The 17909-nt window shown below is 71.8% G+C and carries 13 protein-coding genes; 4 read left to right on the plus strand and 9 right to left on the minus strand.

All coding sequences use genetic code 11. The annotated features are described in order from the left end of the window. Positions 1 to 13: 13 nt before the first annotated feature. From nuoL to nuoN, 3 genes are read left to right on the plus strand one after another with little or no spacing between them, the layout of a single operon-like run. Positions 14 to 1978 (plus strand): NADH-quinone oxidoreductase subunit L, encoded by a 1965-nt coding sequence (gene nuoL / locus RFN52_RS23795; RefSeq protein WP_184848867.1) that lies wholly within the window; start codon positions 14 to 16, stop codon positions 1976 to 1978. 5 nt (positions 1979 to 1983) lie between these two features. Continuing rightward, positions 1984 to 3555, plus strand: a complete 1572-nt coding sequence (locus tag RFN52_RS23800) for an NADH-quinone oxidoreductase subunit M (RefSeq protein ID WP_184848870.1) — start codon at positions 1984 to 1986, stop codon at positions 3553 to 3555. Continuing rightward, the gene (gene nuoN / locus RFN52_RS23805) at positions 3552 to 5201 is read left to right on the plus strand and encodes an NADH-quinone oxidoreductase subunit NuoN (RefSeq protein WP_184848872.1); all 1650 of its coding nucleotides are present in this window, start codon (positions 3552 to 3554) and stop codon (positions 5199 to 5201) included. Before RFN52_RS23800 ends, nuoN begins: the two co-directional genes overlap by 4 nt. A gap of 75 nt (positions 5202 to 5276) precedes the next feature. Here nuoN and RFN52_RS23810 read toward each other — a convergent pair whose 3' ends face one another. Further along, entirely contained in the window at positions 5277 to 5882 is a 606-nt protein-coding gene (locus tag RFN52_RS23810; RefSeq protein WP_184848874.1) for a Uma2 family endonuclease, read from the minus strand. A gap of 227 nt (positions 5883 to 6109) precedes the next feature. On the opposite strand from RFN52_RS23810, the gene recQ reads away from it, so the two are divergent. Beyond that, the gene (recQ, locus tag RFN52_RS23815) at positions 6110 to 8215 is read left to right on the plus strand and encodes a DNA helicase RecQ (protein WP_374050219.1); all 2106 of its coding nucleotides are present in this window, start codon (positions 6110 to 6112) and stop codon (positions 8213 to 8215) included. 48 nt (positions 8216 to 8263) lie between these two features. Here the strand turns inward: recQ and RFN52_RS23820 are convergent, their stop codons facing one another. The 8 genes from RFN52_RS23820 to fahA all read right to left on the minus strand — a co-directional run bounded on the left by RFN52_RS23820 (position 8264) and on the right by fahA (position 17902). Further along, positions 8264 to 11104 (minus strand): fumarate reductase/succinate dehydrogenase flavoprotein subunit, encoded by a 2841-nt coding sequence (locus tag RFN52_RS23820; RefSeq protein ID WP_374050176.1) that lies wholly within the window; start codon positions 11102 to 11104, stop codon positions 8264 to 8266. An 11-nt stretch (positions 11105 to 11115) separates the two neighbouring features. Continuing rightward, entirely contained in the window at positions 11116 to 11961 is an 846-nt protein-coding gene (locus RFN52_RS23825) for an ABC transporter ATP-binding protein (RefSeq protein WP_311241039.1), read from the minus strand. Next, complete coding sequence (locus RFN52_RS23830; RefSeq protein WP_184848876.1) at positions 11945 to 12823, minus strand: ABC transporter permease; 879 nt, start codon at positions 12821 to 12823, stop codon at positions 11945 to 11947. The genes RFN52_RS23825 and RFN52_RS23830 overlap by 17 nt, the downstream gene beginning before the upstream one ends. Continuing rightward, on the minus strand, positions 12820 to 14166 hold the full coding sequence (locus RFN52_RS23835) for an ABC transporter substrate-binding protein (RefSeq protein ID WP_184848878.1): 1347 nt from the start codon (positions 14164 to 14166) through the stop codon (positions 12820 to 12822). Before RFN52_RS23835 ends, RFN52_RS23830 begins: the two co-directional genes overlap by 4 nt. 30 nt (positions 14167 to 14196) lie before the next feature. Continuing rightward, on the minus strand, positions 14197 to 14424 hold the full coding sequence (locus RFN52_RS23840; RefSeq protein ID WP_003992261.1) for a 4Fe-4S dicluster domain-containing protein: 228 nt from the start codon (positions 14422 to 14424) through the stop codon (positions 14197 to 14199). A gap of 33 nt (positions 14425 to 14457) precedes the next feature. Further along, positions 14458 to 15246 carry a GntR family transcriptional regulator gene (locus RFN52_RS23845; protein WP_184848880.1) on the minus strand — a complete coding sequence of 263 codons (789 nt, stop codon included), beginning with the start codon at positions 15244 to 15246 and terminating at the stop codon, positions 14458 to 14460. A 275-nt stretch (positions 15247 to 15521) separates the two neighbouring features. After that, complete coding sequence (locus RFN52_RS23850) at positions 15522 to 16460, minus strand: M56 family metallopeptidase (protein WP_184854009.1); 939 nt, start codon at positions 16458 to 16460, stop codon at positions 15522 to 15524. Between the two features lie 230 nt (positions 16461 to 16690). Further along, the gene (gene fahA, locus RFN52_RS23855; RefSeq protein ID WP_184848882.1) at positions 16691 to 17902 is read right to left on the minus strand and encodes a fumarylacetoacetase; all 1212 of its coding nucleotides are present in this window, start codon (positions 17900 to 17902) and stop codon (positions 16691 to 16693) included. Positions 17903 to 17909: the final 7 nt, after the last annotated feature.

The raw sequence follows: 17909 nt of genomic DNA on the forward strand, positions 1-17909 counted from the left end.
GGTCGGAAGAATCGTGGAGAACCTCATTGCGCTGCTGGTGGCGGCGCCCCTGCTCGGAGCGGCGGTCCTGCTGTGCGGCGGGCGGCGGCTGGACGCCGTCGGCCACTGGCTCGGCACCCTGCTCGCGGCCGTCTCCTTCGTGCTCGGCCTGGTGCTGTTCACCGACATGCTGGGCCGGGACGCCGAGAGCCGCGTCCTGAGCCAGCACCTGTTCAGCTGGATCCCGGTCGAGGGCTTCCAGGCGGACGTCGCCTTCCAGCTCGACCAGCTGTCCATGACGTTCGTGCTGCTGATCACGGGCGTCGGATCGCTGATCCACCTGTACTCGATCGGGTACATGGAGCACGACGAGCGGCGCCGCCGCTTCTTCGGCTATCTGAACCTGTTCCTCGCGGCGATGCTGATCCTCGTCCTCGCCGACAACTACCTGCTGCTGTACGTCGGCTGGGAGGGCGTCGGTCTCGCCTCCTACCTGCTGATCGGCTTCTGGCAGCACAAGCCCAGCGCCGCCACGGCCGCGAAGAAGGCCTTCCTGGTCAACCGCGTCGGCGACATGGGCCTGTCCATCGCGATCATGCTCATGTTCCTGTGGTTCGGCACCTTCGCCTTCGGGCCGGTGCTCGGCGACCACGGTGAGGCCGGGCTCGCCGGTGCCGCCGGTGAGGACAAGCTGACCGCGATCGCGCTGATGCTGCTCCTCGCCGCCTGCGGCAAGTCCGCCCAGGTGCCGCTGCAGTCCTGGCTCGGGGACGCGATGGAGGGCCCGACCCCGGTCTCGGCCCTCATCCACGCCGCGACGATGGTGACGGCGGGCGTCTACCTGATCGTCCGCTCCGCGGCCGTCTTCAACGGCGCCCCGGACGCGCAGCTGGTGGTCACCATCGTCGGCGCGGTCACGCTGCTGTTCGGTGCGATCGTCGGTTGCGCGAAGGACGACATCAAGAAGGCCCTGGCCGGCTCGACCATGTCGCAGATCGGCTACATGATCCTCGCCGCCGGCCTCGGCCCCATCGGCTACGTCTTCGCGATCATGCACCTGGTGACGCACGGCTTCTTCAAGGCCGGGCTGTTCCTCGGCGCCGGATCGGTCATGCACGGCATGAACGACGAGGTCGACATGCGCCGCTACGGCGGGCTCCGGAAGTACATGCCGGTCACCTTCGTCACCTTCGGCCTCGGCTACCTGGCCATCATCGGCTTCCCGGGCCTGTCCGGCTTCTTCTCCAAGGACAAGATCATCGAGGCGGCGTTCGCCAAGGGCGGCACCGAGGGCTGGATCCTCGGCGCCTGCGCCCTGCTCGGCGCGGCCATCACGGCGTTCTACATGACGCGCGTGATGCTGATGACGTTCTTCGGTGAGGAGCGCTGGCGCAACGCCCCGACGCCGTCCCCGGCCCGGCCGGACGTGGAGCCCGCCGCCGAGACGCGCGGCGAGTACACACCGCCGCACCCGCACGAGTCGCCCAAGATCATGACGATCCCGATGATCGTGCTGGCCGTCGGATCGGTGGCCGGAGGCGCGTTCTTCAGCATCGGCGACCGGTTCATGCACTGGCTGGAGCCCGTCACCGGGCACAGCCACGGCAACCCGCCGATCAGCGCGGGCGTGGTCACCGGCGCGACCGTCGCGTGCATGATCATCGGCGTGGCCATCGCCTGGGCCCAGTACGGCCGCCGCCCGGTCCCGGCCGTCGCCCCACGCGGCTCGCTGCTCACCCGGGCCGCCCGCCGCGACCTGCTCCAGGACGACTTCAACCACGTCGTCCTGGTCCGCGGCGGCGAGCACCTCACGCGCTCCCTGGTCTATGTCGACCACACCCTGGTCGACGGCGTCGTCAACGGCACGGCGGCCTCGGTCGGCGGCCTCTCCGGGCGGATGCGCAAGCTGCAGAACGGCTTCGCCCGCTCCTACGCGGTCTCGATGTTCGGGGGTGCGGCGGTCATCGTCGCCGCGACCCTGCTGATGAGGGCGGTCTGATACCGATGTCCTTTCCTCTGCTGACAGTGACAGCGGCGCTCCCGGCCGTCGGGGCGATCGCCACCGCCGCCGTCCCGGCCGCGAAGCGCACCGCGGCCAAGTGGCTGGCGCTGCTCTTCTCGCTCGCCACGCTCGTCCTGGCGATCGTCGTCCTGGTGCGCTTCGACCCGGGCGGCGACCGCTACCAGCTCACCGAGTCCCACGCCTGGATCGCGGACTTCGGCGTCCGCTACGAACTGGGTGTGGACGGCATCGGGGTGGCGCTGGTCGCGCTGACCGCGCTGCTGATCCCGTTCATCATCCTCGCGGGCTGGCACGACGCCGACCCCCTGGAGACCGGCAGCAGCCGGTGGCGGCCCACGCAGGGCTTCTTCGCCCTGATCCTGGCCGTCGAGGCGATGGTGATCCTCTCCTTCGAGGCCACCGACGTCTTCCTCTTCTACATCTTCTTCGAAGCCATGCTGATCCCGATGTACTTCCTCATCGGCGGCTTCGGGGACCGTGCCCACGAGCACGGCGAGAAGGCGGCGGCGACCCAACGCTCGTACGCGGCCGTCAAGTTCCTCCTCTACAACCTGGTCGGCGGTCTGATCATGCTGGCCGCGGTGATCGGCCTGTACGTGGTCGCCGGGAACTTCTCGCTGACGGAGATCGCCGAGGCCCGCGCCAACGGCACGCTCGACATGGCGACCAACACCGAACGCTGGCTGTTCCTCGGGTTCTTCTTCGCCTTCGCGGTGAAGGCGCCGCTGTGGCCGCTGCACACCTGGCTGCCCAACGCCATGCAGGAGTCCACCGCCCCGGTCGCGGTGCTCATCACGGCGGTCGTCGACAAGGTCGGCACCTTCGCGATGCTCCGCTTCTGCCTCCAGCTGTTCCCGGAGGCCAGCAAGTGGGCCACGCCCGCGATCCTCGTCCTCGCCCTGATCAGCATCATCTACGGGGCGCTGCTCGCGGTCGGCCAGCGGGACATCAAGCGGCTGGTGGCGTACGCGTCGATCTCCCACTTCGGCTTCATCATCATGGGCATCTTCGCGATGACCAGCCAGGGCCAGTCCGGCGCGACGCTCTACATGATCAACCACGGCATCTCGACGGCCGCGCTGATGCTGGTGGCGGGCTTCCTGATCTCCCGGCGCGGCTCGCGGCTCATCGCCGACTACGGCGGAGTGCAGAAGGTCGCCCCGGTGCTCGCCGGCACCTTCCTGATCGGCAGCCTCGCGACGCTGTCGCTGCCGGGGCTTGCGCCGTTCGTCAGTGAGTTCCTGGTCCTGGTCGGCACGTTCACGCGCTACCCGGTGATCGGCATCATCGCCACCTTCGGCATCGTCCTCGCCGCGCTCTACACCCTCGTCCTGTACCAGCGGACGATGACGGGCCCGGTTAAACCGGAGGTCTCCGCGATGCCGGACCTCCGGGTCCGTGAGCTCGTGGTCGTCGCCCCGCTGGTCGTCCTGCTGATCTTCCTGGGCGTCTACCCGAAGCCCGTCACACAGATCATCGACCCGGCGGTCAAACAGACCATGTCCGACGTACAGAAGAAGGACCCCCAGCCCGAGGTGGAGGCGGCCAAGTGAGCGCAACAGCCGTCCACAGCCTGTGGACAACAGCGGCCGATCCGATCACCAAGATCGACGCACCCAAGTTCGAGTACGGCCAGCTGTCGCCGACCCTGATCGTCGTCGGCGCGGCGATCATCGGCATCCTCATCGAGGCGTTCGTCCCGCGGAAATCGCGCTACTACGCCCAGATGTTCGTGTCCGTCGTCGCCCTCGCGGCCGCCTTCGCCGCGGTCGTGGCACTCGCGGCCGACGGGTACGGCACGACCAAGGCGCGCATCGCGGCGATGGGCGCGATCGCCGTCGACGGACCGGCCCTGTTCCTCCAGGGCACGATCCTGCTGGCGGCCCTGGTGGGCCTGTTCACCTTCGCCGAGCGGCGCCTCGACCCGGTGGTGCACGGCAACCGCGTCGACTCCTTCGCCGCCCAGGCCGCGTCCGTGCCGGGCAGTGAGAGCGAGAAGGCCGCGGTCAAGGCCGGGTTCACCACCACCGAGGTGTTCCCGCTGCTGATGTTCGCCGTCGCCGGCATGCTGATCTTCCCGGCGGCCAACGACCTGCTGACGCTGTTCGTGGCGCTGGAGGTCCTCTCCCTGCCGCTGTACCTGCTGTGCGCGCTGGCCCGCCGCAAGCGGCTCATGTCACAGGAGGCGGCGGTCAAGTACTTCCTGCTCGGCGCCTTCGCCTCCGCGTTCACCCTGTTCGGCATCGCCCTGCTCTACGGCTACGCGGGCTCGATGTCGTACGCGACGATCGCGCAGGTCGTCGACGGCACCGTGCAGGACGTCAACCCGGCGCTCGCCGACACCATGGGCAATGACGCGCTGCTGCTGATCGGCGCCGCGCTGCTGGTCATGGGCCTGCTGTTCAAGGTGGGCGCGGTGCCGTTCCACATGTGGACGCCGGACGTGTACCAGGGTGCGCCGACGCCCGTGACCGGCTTCATGGCGGCGGCGACGAAGGTGGCGGCGTTCGGCGCGCTGCTGCGACTGCTGTACGTGGTCCTGCCGGGCCTGCGCTGGGACTGGCGGCCGGTCATGTGGGCCGTGGCCATCGTCACCATGCTGGGCGGTGCGATCGTCGCGATCACGCAGACCGACATCAAGCGGCTGCTGGCGTACTCGTCGATCGCGCACGCCGGGTTCATCCTCGCGGGTGTCATCGCGACCACGCCCGACGGTGTCTCGTCGGTGCTGTTCTACCTCGCGGCGTACTCGTTCGTGACGATCGGCGCCTTCGCGGTGGTCACGCTCGTCCGCGACGCCGGGGGCGAGGCGACGCACCTGTCGAAGTGGGCGGGGCTCGGGCGCAGGTCCCCGCTGGTGGCGGCGGTGTTCGCGGTGTTCCTGCTGGCCTTCGCGGGCATTCCGCTGACGTCCGGCTTCGCCGGGAAGTTCGCCGTGTTCAAGGCGGCGGCGGAGGGCGGGGCTGCCCCGCTCGTCGTGGTCGGTGTGATCTCGTCGGCGATCGCGGCGTTCTTCTACATCCGCGTCATCGTGCTGATGTTCTTCAGCGAGCCGCGGCCGGAGGGCCCGACGGTGGCCGTGCCGTCGCCGCTGACGACGACGGCGATCGGGGTGGGCGTGGCGGTCACGCTGGTACTCGGTGTGGCACCGCAGTACTTCCTGGATCTGGCGGGGCAGGCGGGGGTGTTCGTGCGCTGACGCTCCGCTCGCTGTGAGAAAGCGGCCCGGCTCCCCTCAGGGGGTGCCGGGCCGCTGTCCTGTGCTTCGTGGTGCTTACTCGCCGTCGCTCGTGCGGCGCGCTTTGATGCCGGTGAGATCCAGGTCCACGGGGAACGGGCCGCTGACCTTCATCCGCTCACGGAAGATCCCGGTGCTGGTGTACGCGCCGGTGGTGGGCTCCAGCTCGAAGGCGTGCACTGCGGCCTGGCCCTTCTCGTTCTCTACACGCCAGTAGTGCGGGATACCGGCCCGGGCGTACTTCAGCGGCTTGGTCTCGCGGTCCCGGGACACGGAGTCTGCTGAGACGACCTCGATGGCGAGCAGGACGGAATCCGCTGGATAACGGGTCTGCTGCGGGTCCTCCACCACGTCGCCGCGCACCACGATCACATCCGGCTCAGGCCGGTTCTGACGGTCGATGTCGATGGTGAACTCGCGAATGACCTCGAATTCCGAGGGGGCCAGCGACTGCAGCTGCCAATTGAAGAAGTCGACAGCGCGTGAGTGAAAAAGAGTCTGCGGACTCACGAAGACGAGGCTCCCGTCGATCAGCTCCGTGTGCGGAGGGAGATTCGGGAGGCGGTCCAGGTCGTCGGCGGTCCAGCCGCCTTCCGGCGGGGTCGGCCAGCTGGGCGTGGACGCCTTCGGTGCGACGCTCATCAGTGCTCCCATGGGACGGAGTCTCGCCGGTGCGTTCAGACTATCCGCCGGAAACGGGCAAGTCTCCCGCGAACGTGTGAACGACGATCGTGTCCTTGACGCAGCTGTACCGGGCGGGCCTGTGGATAACTCCGGGGCTGTCGGTGCGGGCGCCTATGGTGGACGCAGTGGTCGAGGCGCGACGCACGGGGGACGCAACGATGGGCGCGACGGGCGGGACGGGTGTGATGACGGAACTGGACGCGGTGACCGGGACGGGGGCTACCGGGACCGGGATGACCGGCACCGGAGCCGGGACCGGCGCGGGCCGCGGCCCCGCCGGGCCCCTCGGCGCCGACGCGAGCGAGGCGCTGGCCGCGCTGCACCGGGTCTTCGGCTACGACGCCTTCCGCGGCGAGCAGGAAGCGGTCATCGAGCATGTGGTGGCGGGCGGCGACGCCGTCGTGCTCATGCCGACCGGCGGCGGCAAGTCGCTGTGCTATCAGATCCCGTCCCTGGTGCGGCCGGGCACCGGCGTGGTCGTCTCCCCGCTGATCGCCCTGATGCAGGACCAGGTGGACGCACTGCGGGCGCTGGGCGTGCGCGCCGGGTTCATGAACTCCACGCAGGACTTCGACGAGCGGCGGATGGTGGAGGCCGAGTTCCTCGCCGGCGAGCTGGACCTGCTGTACCTCGCCCCGGAGCGGCTGCGGGTGGGGAGCACGCTCGATCTGCTCTCCCGCGGCAAGATCTCCCTCTTCGCGATCGACGAGGCGCACTGCGTCTCCCAGTGGGGCCACGACTTCCGGCCCGACTACCTGGCGCTGTCCATGCTCGGCGAGCGGTGGCCGGACGTGCCGCGCATCGCGCTGACGGCGACGGCCACGCACGCGACGCACCAGGAGATCACCGAGCGGCTGAACATGCCGACGGCCCGCCACTTCGTGGCGAGCTTCGACCGGCCCAACATCCAGTACCGGATCGTGCCCAAGGCCGACCCGAAGAAGCAGCTGCTGAGCTTCCTGCGCGAGGAGCACGCGGGCGACGCGGGCATCGTCTACTGCCTGTCGCGCAACTCGGTGGAGAAGACCGCCGAGTTCCTCAGCCGCAACGGCGTCGAGGCGGTGCCGTACCACGCGGGCCTGGACGCGGGCACGCGCGCGGCCCACCAGTCCCGCTTCCTGCGGGAGGACGGACTGGTCGTGGTGGCGACCATCGCCTTCGGCATGGGCATCGACAAGCCGGACGTCCGCTTCGTCGCCCACCTCGACCTGCCCAAGTCGGTCGAGGGCTACTACCAGGAGACGGGCCGGGCCGGCCGTGACGGGCTGCCCTCGACGGCCTGGATGGCCTACGGGCTGAACGACGTCATACAGCAGCGCAAGCTGATCCAGTCCGGCGAGGGCGACGAGGCCTTCCGGCGCCGGGCCCAGGCCCACCTGGACTCGATGCTGGCGCTGTGCGAGACGGCCCAGTGCCGCCGGGGCCAGCTCCTCGCCTACTTCGGCCAGGACCCGGACCCGTCCGGCTGCGGCAACTGCGACACGTGCCTGACCCCGCCGGAGACCTGGGACGGCACCGTCGCGGCGCAGAAGGCCCTGTCCACGGTGGTCCGGCTGCAGCGCGAGCGCGGGCAGAAGTTCGGCGCGGTGCAGATCGTCGACATCCTGCTGGGGAAGCGCACCGGCAAGGTCATCCAGTTCGACCACGACCAGCTGTCCGTGTTCGGCATCGGCGAGGAGCTCACCGAGGGCGAATGGCGGGGTGTCATTCGCCAGTTGCTCGCCCAGGGGCTGCTCGCGGTGGAGGGCGAGTACGGCACGCTGGTGCTGACCGAGGCGAGCGGGGCGGTGCTGCGGCGGGAGCGGGACGTGCCGCTGCGCAAGGAGCCGAAGAAGCCGGTGACCTCTCGGTCGGGGTCCTCGTCCTCCGGCTCCGGGCGGGGCGAGCGCAAGGCCAAGGCTGTCGCCGCCGAACTGCCCGAGGAACTGCTGCCGGCCTTCGAGGCACTGCGCGCCTGGCGCGCCGAGCAGGCCCGCGAGCAGGGCGTCCCGGCGTATGTGATCTTCCACGACGCCACGCTGCGGGAGATCGCCTCGGTGTGGCCGACGTCGGTGGGGGAGCTCGGCGGGATCAGCGGGGTCGGTGAGAAGAAGCTGGCGACGTACGGCGAGGGTGTGCTGGAGGTGCTCGGCTCGCTGGGTGGGCCGGCGGGCTCCGCTCCCGCGGGCGACCCGCCCCCGGCCCGGACAGCGCCCGGCCAGGAGGCGGCCCACCCGGCCGGTCAGGACGCGGGCGAGCCGGACCACTGGCCGGAGATGGACGAGGAGCCGGAGCCCGACGACTGGATATAGGGCCTGGCCCAGGGGCCCATCACAGGGATCGGCGAGCCGCCGGACCGGTCACAACGCCCGTCCCGCATACGCCCTGACATCCGCGTCGGAGTCCGTCGTCGCCGTGGCGAGGGCCGCCCGGGCCTCCTCGGTGGCGCGGTGCCGGGTCAGTGCCAGGACGGCGGCCTTGCGGACGTCCGCGTTGGAGTCCGCCAGAGCCTTGGCGAGGGCCGGCACGGCCACGTCGGGGTCGGCGACGGACAGGGCCGTGGCGGCTCCGGCCCGGACCTGCCAGGCCGCTTCGGCCAGGGCCGCCACCGCGCGTGCGGTGAGAGGCCCCGGGCAGCCGGTCGTGCCCAGCGCTCCGTAGGCCGCTGCCCGCACCAGGGCGTCGGGGTCGTCGAGGAGGCCGGTGAGGGCCGCCTCGATGGCGTCGGCAGCGGGATCGGCGGCGGCCGGGATGTCACGGGCCGGCCGCTCGGCACTCACTGTGGCAAGGCCCTTGGCGATCGCCACGCGGACCTCGCGGGACGGGTCGCCGACCGCCGCCCGGGCCAGTTCGCCGGCGGCGTCGACGGACACCAGGGCGCGGACGGCCTCGATGCGGACGGCGATGTCGGAGTCGGCCAGGGAGCCCGCGAACAGGCCGGTGTCGCCCAGGCGCAGGGCGCGCAGGACGTCCAGGGCCGCGGCGCGGACCACCGGGTCCGGCTCGGCCAGGGCGGCGGCGAGGCCGTCCCGCAGATCCGGTTCGGCCGGGAGCGTCTCGACGAGCTCACGGAGTGACGCGGCAGCGGCGGCACGCACCTCGGCGTGGGCGTCGCGCAAGGCGGTGGCCAGGGCGGTGCCCGTTCCCGGCGGCAGCGTCTCGGTGAGCACGCCGACGGCCTCGCGGCGGACGGTGGCCTCGGGGTCGGTCAAGTACGGCTGAAGGGCTTCGAGTTCGGGCTCCTCCTCGGCGAGGGCGACGAGTTCGAGGAGACGGGCGGAGGACTGCTCGCCGGTAAGCGCGGTGGTCGCGACCTGCGGTACAGGCGACGTGGTCGTCGGGTTCGGTCCGGCCCGCTCCGGCTCTGCCGCCCCTGCCGGGGCCGCGACCGGCGCCACGTCCCGCGAGCCCGCCGTCGCCACGTCCTCGGCGTGGACCTCGCCGAGAGCACGGGACGGACCGCCGACGGGGTCGAAGCCGTCGACCGGAACGAGATAGGGAGCCACGGGCCGGGCCGTGAACTCCATCGCACCAGAGGGGGACTTGTGCAGATCGAGATGGTGGAACCAGGAGGCGTCGTCGCGCCGGGGGTGGTCGACGCGGTCGTGGTAGAGACCCCAGCGGGACTCCGTCCGGGCCAGGGAGGAGCGCGCGGCCATCTCCGCGCAGTCGCGGATGAAGGTGACCTCGGCGCAGCGCATCAGCTCGTGCGCGGTGCGGGCGCCCATCCCGGCGATGTCGGTGTGCATCCGCTCGAAGGACTCCAGGGCCAGCGACAGCCGGGCGCCGGACTTGGGCGGGGCCACGTAGTCGTTCACGAAGCGGCGCAGCTTGTACTCGACCTGGGGCTGCGGCGGGCCGTCGGGGTTGCGCAGCGGGCGGTAGATCAGCTCGTGCGCCGCGCGCAGCTGGTCACCCGGCAACTCCCCTTCGTACGCCGAGTACTGGGAGGCGTCCGCGCCCGCGAGGTCGCCGAAGACGAACGCGCCGATCATGTAGTTGTGCGGCACGCAGGCCAGGTCGCCGGCCGCGTAGAGCCGGGGCACGGTCGTGCGGGCGTGGTCGTCCACGCGGACGCCGGAGGCGGAGTGGCCGCCGCACAGGCCGATCTCGGAGATGTGCATCTCGATGTCGTGGGTGCGGTAGTCGTGGCCGCGACCGGAGTGGAAGGTGCCGCGGGTGGGGCGCTCGGTGGAGTGCAGGATCGTCTCCAGGGCCGATACCGACTCCTCGGGGAGATGGCTCAGCTTCAGGTAGACGGGGCCCCGGTCGGAGGCGACCTCCGCCGCGAATTCGGCCATCATCTGGCCCGACCAGTAGTCGGAGTCGACGAAGCGTTCGCCGTGCCGGTTGACCTGGTAGCCGCCGAAGGGGTTGGCGACGTAGGCGCAGGCCGGGCCGTTGTAGTCCTTGATCAGCGGGTTGATCTGGAAGCACTCGATGCCGGTGAGTTCGGCGCCCGCGTGGTAGGCCATGGCGTAGCCGTCGCCCGCGTTGGTGGGGTTCTCGTAGGTGCCGTAGAGGTAGCCGGAGGCGGGCAGGCCGAGACGGCCGCAGGCTCCGGTCGCGAGGATCACCGCGCCCGCGCGGACCTGGACGAACTGCCCGGTGCGGGTGTTGAAGCCCGCCGCTCCGACAGCCCGCCCGTCCGCCGTGAGGACCCGCACCGGCATCACGCGGTTCTCGATGCGGATCCTCTCCCGCATCTCGCGCCGCCGCAGTTGCCGGTAGAGGACCTTCTTGACGTCCTTGCCCTCCGGCATCGGAAGGACGTACGAGCCGGAGCGGTGTACCTGGCGGACCGCGTAGTCGCCGTGCTCGTCCTTCTCGAACTTCACGCCGTAGGACTCCAGCCGCTGCACCATGCCGAAGCCGCGGGTGGCGGTCTGGCGGACGGTGGACTGGTCGACGATGCCGTCGTTGGCGCGGGTGATCTCGGCGACGTAGTCGTCGGGTTCGGCCCGGCCCGGGATGACCGCGTTGTTGACGCCGTCCATGCCCATGGCGAGCGCGCCGGAGTGACGGACGTGCGCCTTCTCCAGGAGGAGCACGTCCGCGCCGTGCTCGGCGGCGGTCAGGGCGGCCATGGTGCCGGCGGTGCCGCCGCCGATGACGAGGACGTCGCAGGTCAGTTCCTCGGCGTCGGCGAGAGGCGGGACGGCCAGGGGGGTGTCCGCAGGGGGGTTCACGGAGGTGGTCACCGGGGTGCCTTTCACGTACCGAGCGAGGTGAGGACGTCGCGCCGCAGGGCCACGCGCGCCGGGGCTTCGTATGCGCCGCGCTCGCGCGGGCGGGGGATGTCCCGGACGGCGACGAGGCCGCCCGCGCCGAGCAGGGCCACGCGGTCGCCGAGGAACAGCGCCTCGTCCACGTCGTGGGTGACGAAGACGACGGTGGCGCCCGTGCCCTGGAGCACCTCCACCAGCAGGTCCTGCATCCCCGCGCGGGTCTGCGCGTCGAGGGCACCGAACGGCTCGTCCATCAGGACGGCCCGCGGGCGTCCGGCCAGGGCGCGGGCCAGCTGGACGCGCTGGCGCTGCCCGCCGGAGACCCTGTGCGGCAACTGCCGCGCCTGCGAGCCGAGTCCGACCCGCTCCAGCCAGGTCTGGGCCTGCCTCCGGCGCTCGGCGCCGGGCATGCCGCGGATGGCGAGGGGGAGTTCGACGTTGGCGCGCAGGGTGCGCCAGGGGAGCAGGGCGTCCTCCTGGAAGACCAGGGCGCGGTCGGCAGAGGGGCCGGTCAGCGGGTGCCCGTCCTGGGCGATCTCACCGGCGAGCGGCGACAGCAGGCCGGCCAGGGTGCGCAGCAGGGTCGACTTGCCGCAGCCGGAGGGGCCAACGACGGTGAGGATCTCGCCGGGGGCGATGTCCAGGTCGACCTGGTCCAGGGCGGTCGTGCCGGGGCGGCCGAGGGAGGCACCGGCGAGGGTGAGCCGGGTGCCGCGCACGGGGGCGGCGGGGGCGCCGGCCTCGGACGAGGCTTTCGGGCCGGTGCCGGACGAGGCATCCGGGGCAGCCCCGGACGGGGTGTTCGAGACGGTCTCAGACGAGGTGCTCATCGCGTGCCTCCTCGGATCGGGCCCCTCCGGGGACCTCGGCGGGGGCGGCCGGTGCCGGTGTCACGGACCGGTCGTGCCGGGGCGGCCGGGCCCCGGGCACGTACGCGGTGCGGGGCAGCCAACGGGTGAGGCGGCGGCCCAGGAGTTCCACGGCCGTGGAGGTGAGCCAGCCGAGGACGCCGATGGTGACCATGCCGACGAACACGCCGGGGTAGTCGACGACCGTGTAGTCCTGCCAGGTGCGGTACCCCACGCCGTACTGGCCGGAGATCATCTCGGCGGAGATCACACAGATCCACGAGACGCCGATGCCGACGGACAGGCCGCCGAACACACCGGGCAGCGCGCCCGGCAGCACGACCGAGCCGAGGATCCGCCACCGGCCGCCGCCCATGGTGCGCACGGCCTCCTCCCACACCGGGGTCAGGGCGCGCACCGCGTGCCGGGTGGAGACCAGGACGGGGAAGAAGGCGGCGGTGCAGGTGATGAAGACGATGCCCTGCTCGTTGGAGGGGAACAGCAGGATCGCGACGGGGACCAGGGCGATGGCCGGGATCGGCCGGATCACCTCCAGCACCGGACCGAGCAGGTCCTCGGCGAGACGCGAGCGCGCCACGAGCACGCCCGTGGCCACACCGAGGACGGCGGCCAGCAGGAAACCGGTGAGGATCCGGGTGAGGCTGTCGGTGAGGTCCGTCCAGTAGTCCGGCCCGGACACCCGGGCGGCGAAGGTCCGGGCCACGTCGGTGACCGTCGGGAACTGCGAGAAGCGCAGCCACAGGTCGATGTTCAGGCTGGTCAGCGCCTGCCACAGCCCCAGCGCGGCGGCAAGCGACACCACGCGAAGCGCGTACCGCTTCACGACGCCCGCTCCAGGGCGTCAACGTACGGGACGACCCGCGCTCCGCCGTGCCCGGCGATGTACGCCTGCGCGGTGTCGGGGGCGACGAAGGGCAGCAGCTGGTCGCCGTCGGCCACCCACACGGCCTCGTCGGCGAACCAGAGGGTGCCGGTGGTGGTGTCGGGGACGTAGGCGGCGCGCAGGTCGTCGCGGTGCCCGGCGACGTAACGCAGCAGCTTGGAGGGGGAGTTGAACGTGATCGTCTTCGAAGCGCCCTTGGGCCAGGCCTCGCTCGCGGCCGGTGCGGGCTTCGTGGCGAGGTGCCTGGCGTACGCCGCCGGTCCGAGGGCCTTCTTCACGTACCGGTCGTCGACGAAGGAGTCGACGTCCACGTCGCCGGTGAGCTTCGCCGACTTGAGGACCGACACGTCCTGCTTCAGCGCGGAGACGAGCTGGGGCTTGATGGCCGGGTCGAAGGTGGCGATGCCGTGAGCGCCGTTGTAGAGGTAGACGACCTCGGCGGGCAGGCCCGTCGCCTTCGCGACCTTCTCGGCGGCGTCCACCGGGTGGTCGTTCAGGTAGTCGGTCGCCTCCGCCTGGGCCTTCAGGAACGCCTCCAGTACGGCCGGGCGCTCCTCGGCGAAGTCCTCGCGGGCGGTGACGCCGTGGAAGGTGGGCAGGTTCAGCCGGGCGCCGTCGTAGATCGCCTTCGCCTTGCCCTGGAAGGCGAGCAGGCCGGGCCAGGCGACGAACTGGGAGAGCGCGTCCGTGCTGCCCGCCGTGAGGGCGGAGGCGCCGACGGAGGGCTGCTGGTTGAGCTTCTCGATGCCGCCGTTCGGGTCGATGCCGGCGCGCTGGAGAGCCCGTACGAGAGTGCCGTCGGCGGCCGAGCCGACGCTCGTGGAGACCTTCTTGCCCTTCAGGTCCTTCAGGGAGGTCAGCTTGGAGCCGGGCGCGGTGACGATGGTGTTGAGGCCGCCGCGGAGGTTGTAGCCGGTGACCGAGACCAGGCGGGTGGGGCTGTTCAGCTGCTTGCCGCGGGCCGCGTTGATGAGGAGGGGGAAGTCGCCCATCGAGCCGATGTCGATCTTCCCGGCGGTCATCTGGGCGGTGATGGGGGCTCCGGTGGCGTAGTCCTGCCAGTCCACCTTGTAGCGGACGCCGTCGTGCAGGGAGTTGAGCTGCTTCTCGAAGGAGCCGAGGGAGCGGAGCAGGGTGCCCGCCGTGACGGTGTTGATCGTCCTGGACTGGTAGCCGACGGTGACGGTGACCGTGGAGCCGCTGCCGGCCTCGGCGTCACCGCCGCATGCGCTGAGCGGGAGCAGGAGGACGACGGCGGAGATCGCGACTGCTGTGCGTTGCATGGTGGTTCGGGACATGGCGGTTTCGGCCTCTCACCGGAGCAGATAGGGCATGTTGACCGTGACGGCTCCGGTGGGGCAGCGGGCAGCGCACGGGCCGCAGTACCAGCACTCGTCGACATGCATGTAGGCCTTGCCGTTGCGCTCGTCGATGGCGAGGGAGTCCAGCGGGCACATGTCCACGCAGAGCGTGCAGCCGTCGATGCACTTCGACTCGTCGATGGTCACGGGCACGTCGGCCCGCTGGGGCGCCAAGGGCATGGCTGTCTCCAGGGATGTGCGCGAGCGGGTTGGTTACCGGGTCCGGTGCAGCAGGCCGCTCATGGTGATGCGGTCGCCGCGGAAACGGATGAACTCCAGGTCGACCGGGCGGCCGTCCGCGAGGTGGGTGAGGCGTTCCAGCATGAGAACGGCGGCGCCGCGCGGGGCCTCGAGCACGGCGGCCGAGTGGGTGTCCGCGCTGACCGCTTCCAGGGTGATCTCGGCATGGCCGAGGCGCTGGCCGGTGACGGCTTCCAGGAGGCGGAAGACGTCGGTGTTCTCCAGGTCGGCGCCGAGCAGTTCGGTGCCGATGTCGAGGGGGATGTAGGTGAGGTCGAGGGACAGGGGCAGACCGCCGAGCCTGCGCAGGCGTTCGATGTAGAGGACGTCGGTGCCGGGCGCGAGCCGGAGGCGGTCGGCGACGGGTGCGGGTGCCGGGGAGGGGCCCATGGTGCGGACCTCGTTGGTGACCTGCCCGTGTTCGCGGAGGGTTTCCGCGAGGCCCATCAGGCGGTCGAGGCCGTGGGGGTACTTGTGGGCCACGACCACGGTGCCGACGCCGGGCTGGCGCTCCACGAGGCCCTCGGCCCGCAGCAGGTCGAGAGCCTCGCGGACCGTGTTGCGGCTGGCGCCGTACTCGGCGGCGAGGGTCGACTCGTGGGGGAGGACACCGTCGGGGAAGGCGCCGGTGAGCAGCAATCGGCGGAGCAGGTCGGCCAGTTGCCGGGCCCGGTCGGCGCGCAGCCGTCGCCGCGCGCGGTGGGCGGCGACGGTGGTCGCGGCTCCCTGTCCGGCGTGGTCTCGGATGCGGTCACTGGGCATGGCTCGGACCATACCTATCCGATAGGAAAAGTGGTGTTGCGGGAATGTTGCGCCACCCGGAGTGTGACCGATCCGATGGATGAGCTGGCGCTTCGGCCGCCCCGCGAGGAGACCCGCCACCGGCTGCCGGGCCGGTACGCCTGTGAGAGTCACCGGCTGCTGGGCCGGGAGGCCCGCGAGAGTCGCCGGTTGCCGGGCCGGTACGCCCGCGGGAGCCGCCGACTGCCGGGCCGCCACACCTGCGACAGCCACCGGCCGCCGCCGGGCCCGCCCGGCTACGAAAGCGCCGTCAGTCCCGGAGCGAACGCGATCAGCAGGGGCAGCAGCGGTACGAGTGCCGCCGTCGTGGTGGTCAGGGCCCGGTGCCGGCGGCCGAGCCGGGGCGGCGGCTCCAGGAGCCGGTCGACCCGTTCGCCCAGCAGGCGGTGGCTGGAGGCGCAGGACAGGACGCCGCGGTGCTGGTTGAGCTCGATCAGGGCCAGGGCCGTGGTCAGGTGGCCGCAGCGGCGGGAGGCCATGTCGTCGGCGGCCAGTTCGACCAGGCGGTGGGTCTGGTCGCAGAAGTGGGCGAACAGCGGGATGCGCGGGAAGCCGGTGGCCAGGGCCGTGGACAGGTGCAGCAGCCAGTCGTGGCGGGCCCGGGCGTGGCCCCGCTCGTGGGTGAGGACGGCGTCGATCTGGTGGCCGGTGAGGCGGTGCAGGGCGCCCGTGGTGACGATCAGCTGGGGCGGGCTGCCCGGCATCCACCAGGCGTCGGGGTACTCGTCCTCCAGGACCAGCAGCGGTCCCCGGGCCGCGGGCAGGCCGGCCGGCAGGTCGGGGGCGCGCTCGCGCAGGTGGGCGCGGGCCTGGGCGCGGCGCCGGCGGGCCTCGACGAGCTCCCGTGCGAGCATCGCCGTCGTCCAGGCGGCACCGCAGGCCAGCAGCAGGGTGAGGGCGGCGGCCCAGGGCGGGGCGGTGGACAGGTCGTACGCCGCGGTCACCGCGGGGGGTGCCGGGGCGAAGAGCTGGGCGCGGACGGTACCGAAGACGGCCGCGGCGCCCAGGGAGAGTGCCGTCACGCAGCACAGCAGAACCGTGGCCACCAGGCACTGCCAGACCCACAGCGCGACCACCGGTTCCCGCTCGGGCCAGGCGGCCCGCGTCAGCGCACGGGGAACGGGGACGGCGGCCGTCACGGCGACGACGCTCAGCAGGAGCAGGCAGACGGTCATGGCCACGGGCTCCGGTTCCTCGTCGGAAGAGGGGCGGCTACGGGTCGTGCGGGGGAGGGCGGTCGCCGAGCGCACCGGTGTCCACGCCGAGCGTGGCGTACGTGCGGGCACACCGCCCCGCGCCCAGTATGACGGGCCGGGCGGTGTGCGTCAGGAGCTGAACGGCAACGGAGGAGACGGGAGGGGCGGCCGTCGGACGCCCGGGGAGCCGGCTCCCCGGCCGGTCCGTGTCAGCCCTGGACCACCCGCCCCGTCACCTCGCTCAGCCCGACCCGTACGCCGTTCGGTCCCGGGGCCCAGGCCGAGAGGGTCACCTCGTCGCCGTCCTCCAGGAACGTGCGCTTGCCGTCGGGGAGTTCGAGCGGCTCGCGGCCGTTCCAGGTCAGCTCCAGCAGGGAGCCGCGCTCCCCGTCCGCCGGGCCGCTGACCGTGCCGGAGCCGTAGAGGTCGCCGGTGCGCAGGGAGGCGCCGTTGACGGTCATGTGGGCCAGCTGCTGGGCGGCCGTCCAGTACATGGTGGAGAAGGGCGGTTCGGAGACGACGTGGCCGTTGACGGCGACGCTGATCCGCAGGTCGTAGCCGCCGGGTTCCTCGTCGCTGTCGTCCAGGTAGGGCAGCAGCCCGTGCGTCCGGGCCGGAGGCGCCACGAGCGCCTCCTCCAGGGCGTCCAGCGGGGTGATCCAGGCCGACACCGACGTGGCGAAGGACTTGCCGAGGAACGGGCCGAGGGGGACGTACTCCCAGGCCTGGATGTCGCGTGCGGACCAGTCGTTGAGGAGGCACAGCCCGAACACGTGCTCGCGGAAGTCGCCGAGGGCCACCGGCGCGCCCATCCGGGAGGGCACGCCGACGACGAAGCCGACCTCGGCCTCGATGTCCAGGCGGACGGACGGGCCGAAGACGGGCGCGGCGTCCGTGGGCGCCTTGCGCTGGCCGGACGGGCGTGCGATCTCCGTGCCGGAGACGACGACCGTGCCGGAGCGGCCGTGGTAGCCGATCGGCAGGTGCTTCCAGTTGGGGGTGAGGGAGTCCTCGGCGTCGGGGCGGAAGATCTGCCCGACGTTCCGGGCGTGGTTCTCGGAGGCGTAGAAGTCGACGTAGTCCGCGACCTCGAACGGAAGGTGCAGGTCCACCGACGCCAGGGGGTGGAACAGCGGTGCGACGGTCTCGCGGTGGGACGGCACGGTCACCCAGGCGGTCAGCGCCCGGCGCACGTCCGACCAGGTGGTGCGCCCGGCGGCCAGCAGCGGGTTGAGGGTCGGCCGGGCGAGCAGGGAGGCGTACGGCGAGCCGAGCGCGTGGGCCGCCGCGCCCGCGTCCAGCACGTGGTCGCCGAGCCGGACGCCCACGGTCCGGTGGGACGAGCCGGGGAGGGAGAACACGCCGTACGGCAGGTTGTGCGGGCCGAAGGGGTCGCCCTCGGGGACATCGAAGGGGGGCATCGGGTGC

This window comes from Streptomyces collinus, assembly GCF_031348265.1.
Classification (GTDB): domain Bacteria; phylum Actinomycetota; class Actinomycetes; order Streptomycetales; family Streptomycetaceae; genus Streptomyces; species Streptomyces collinus.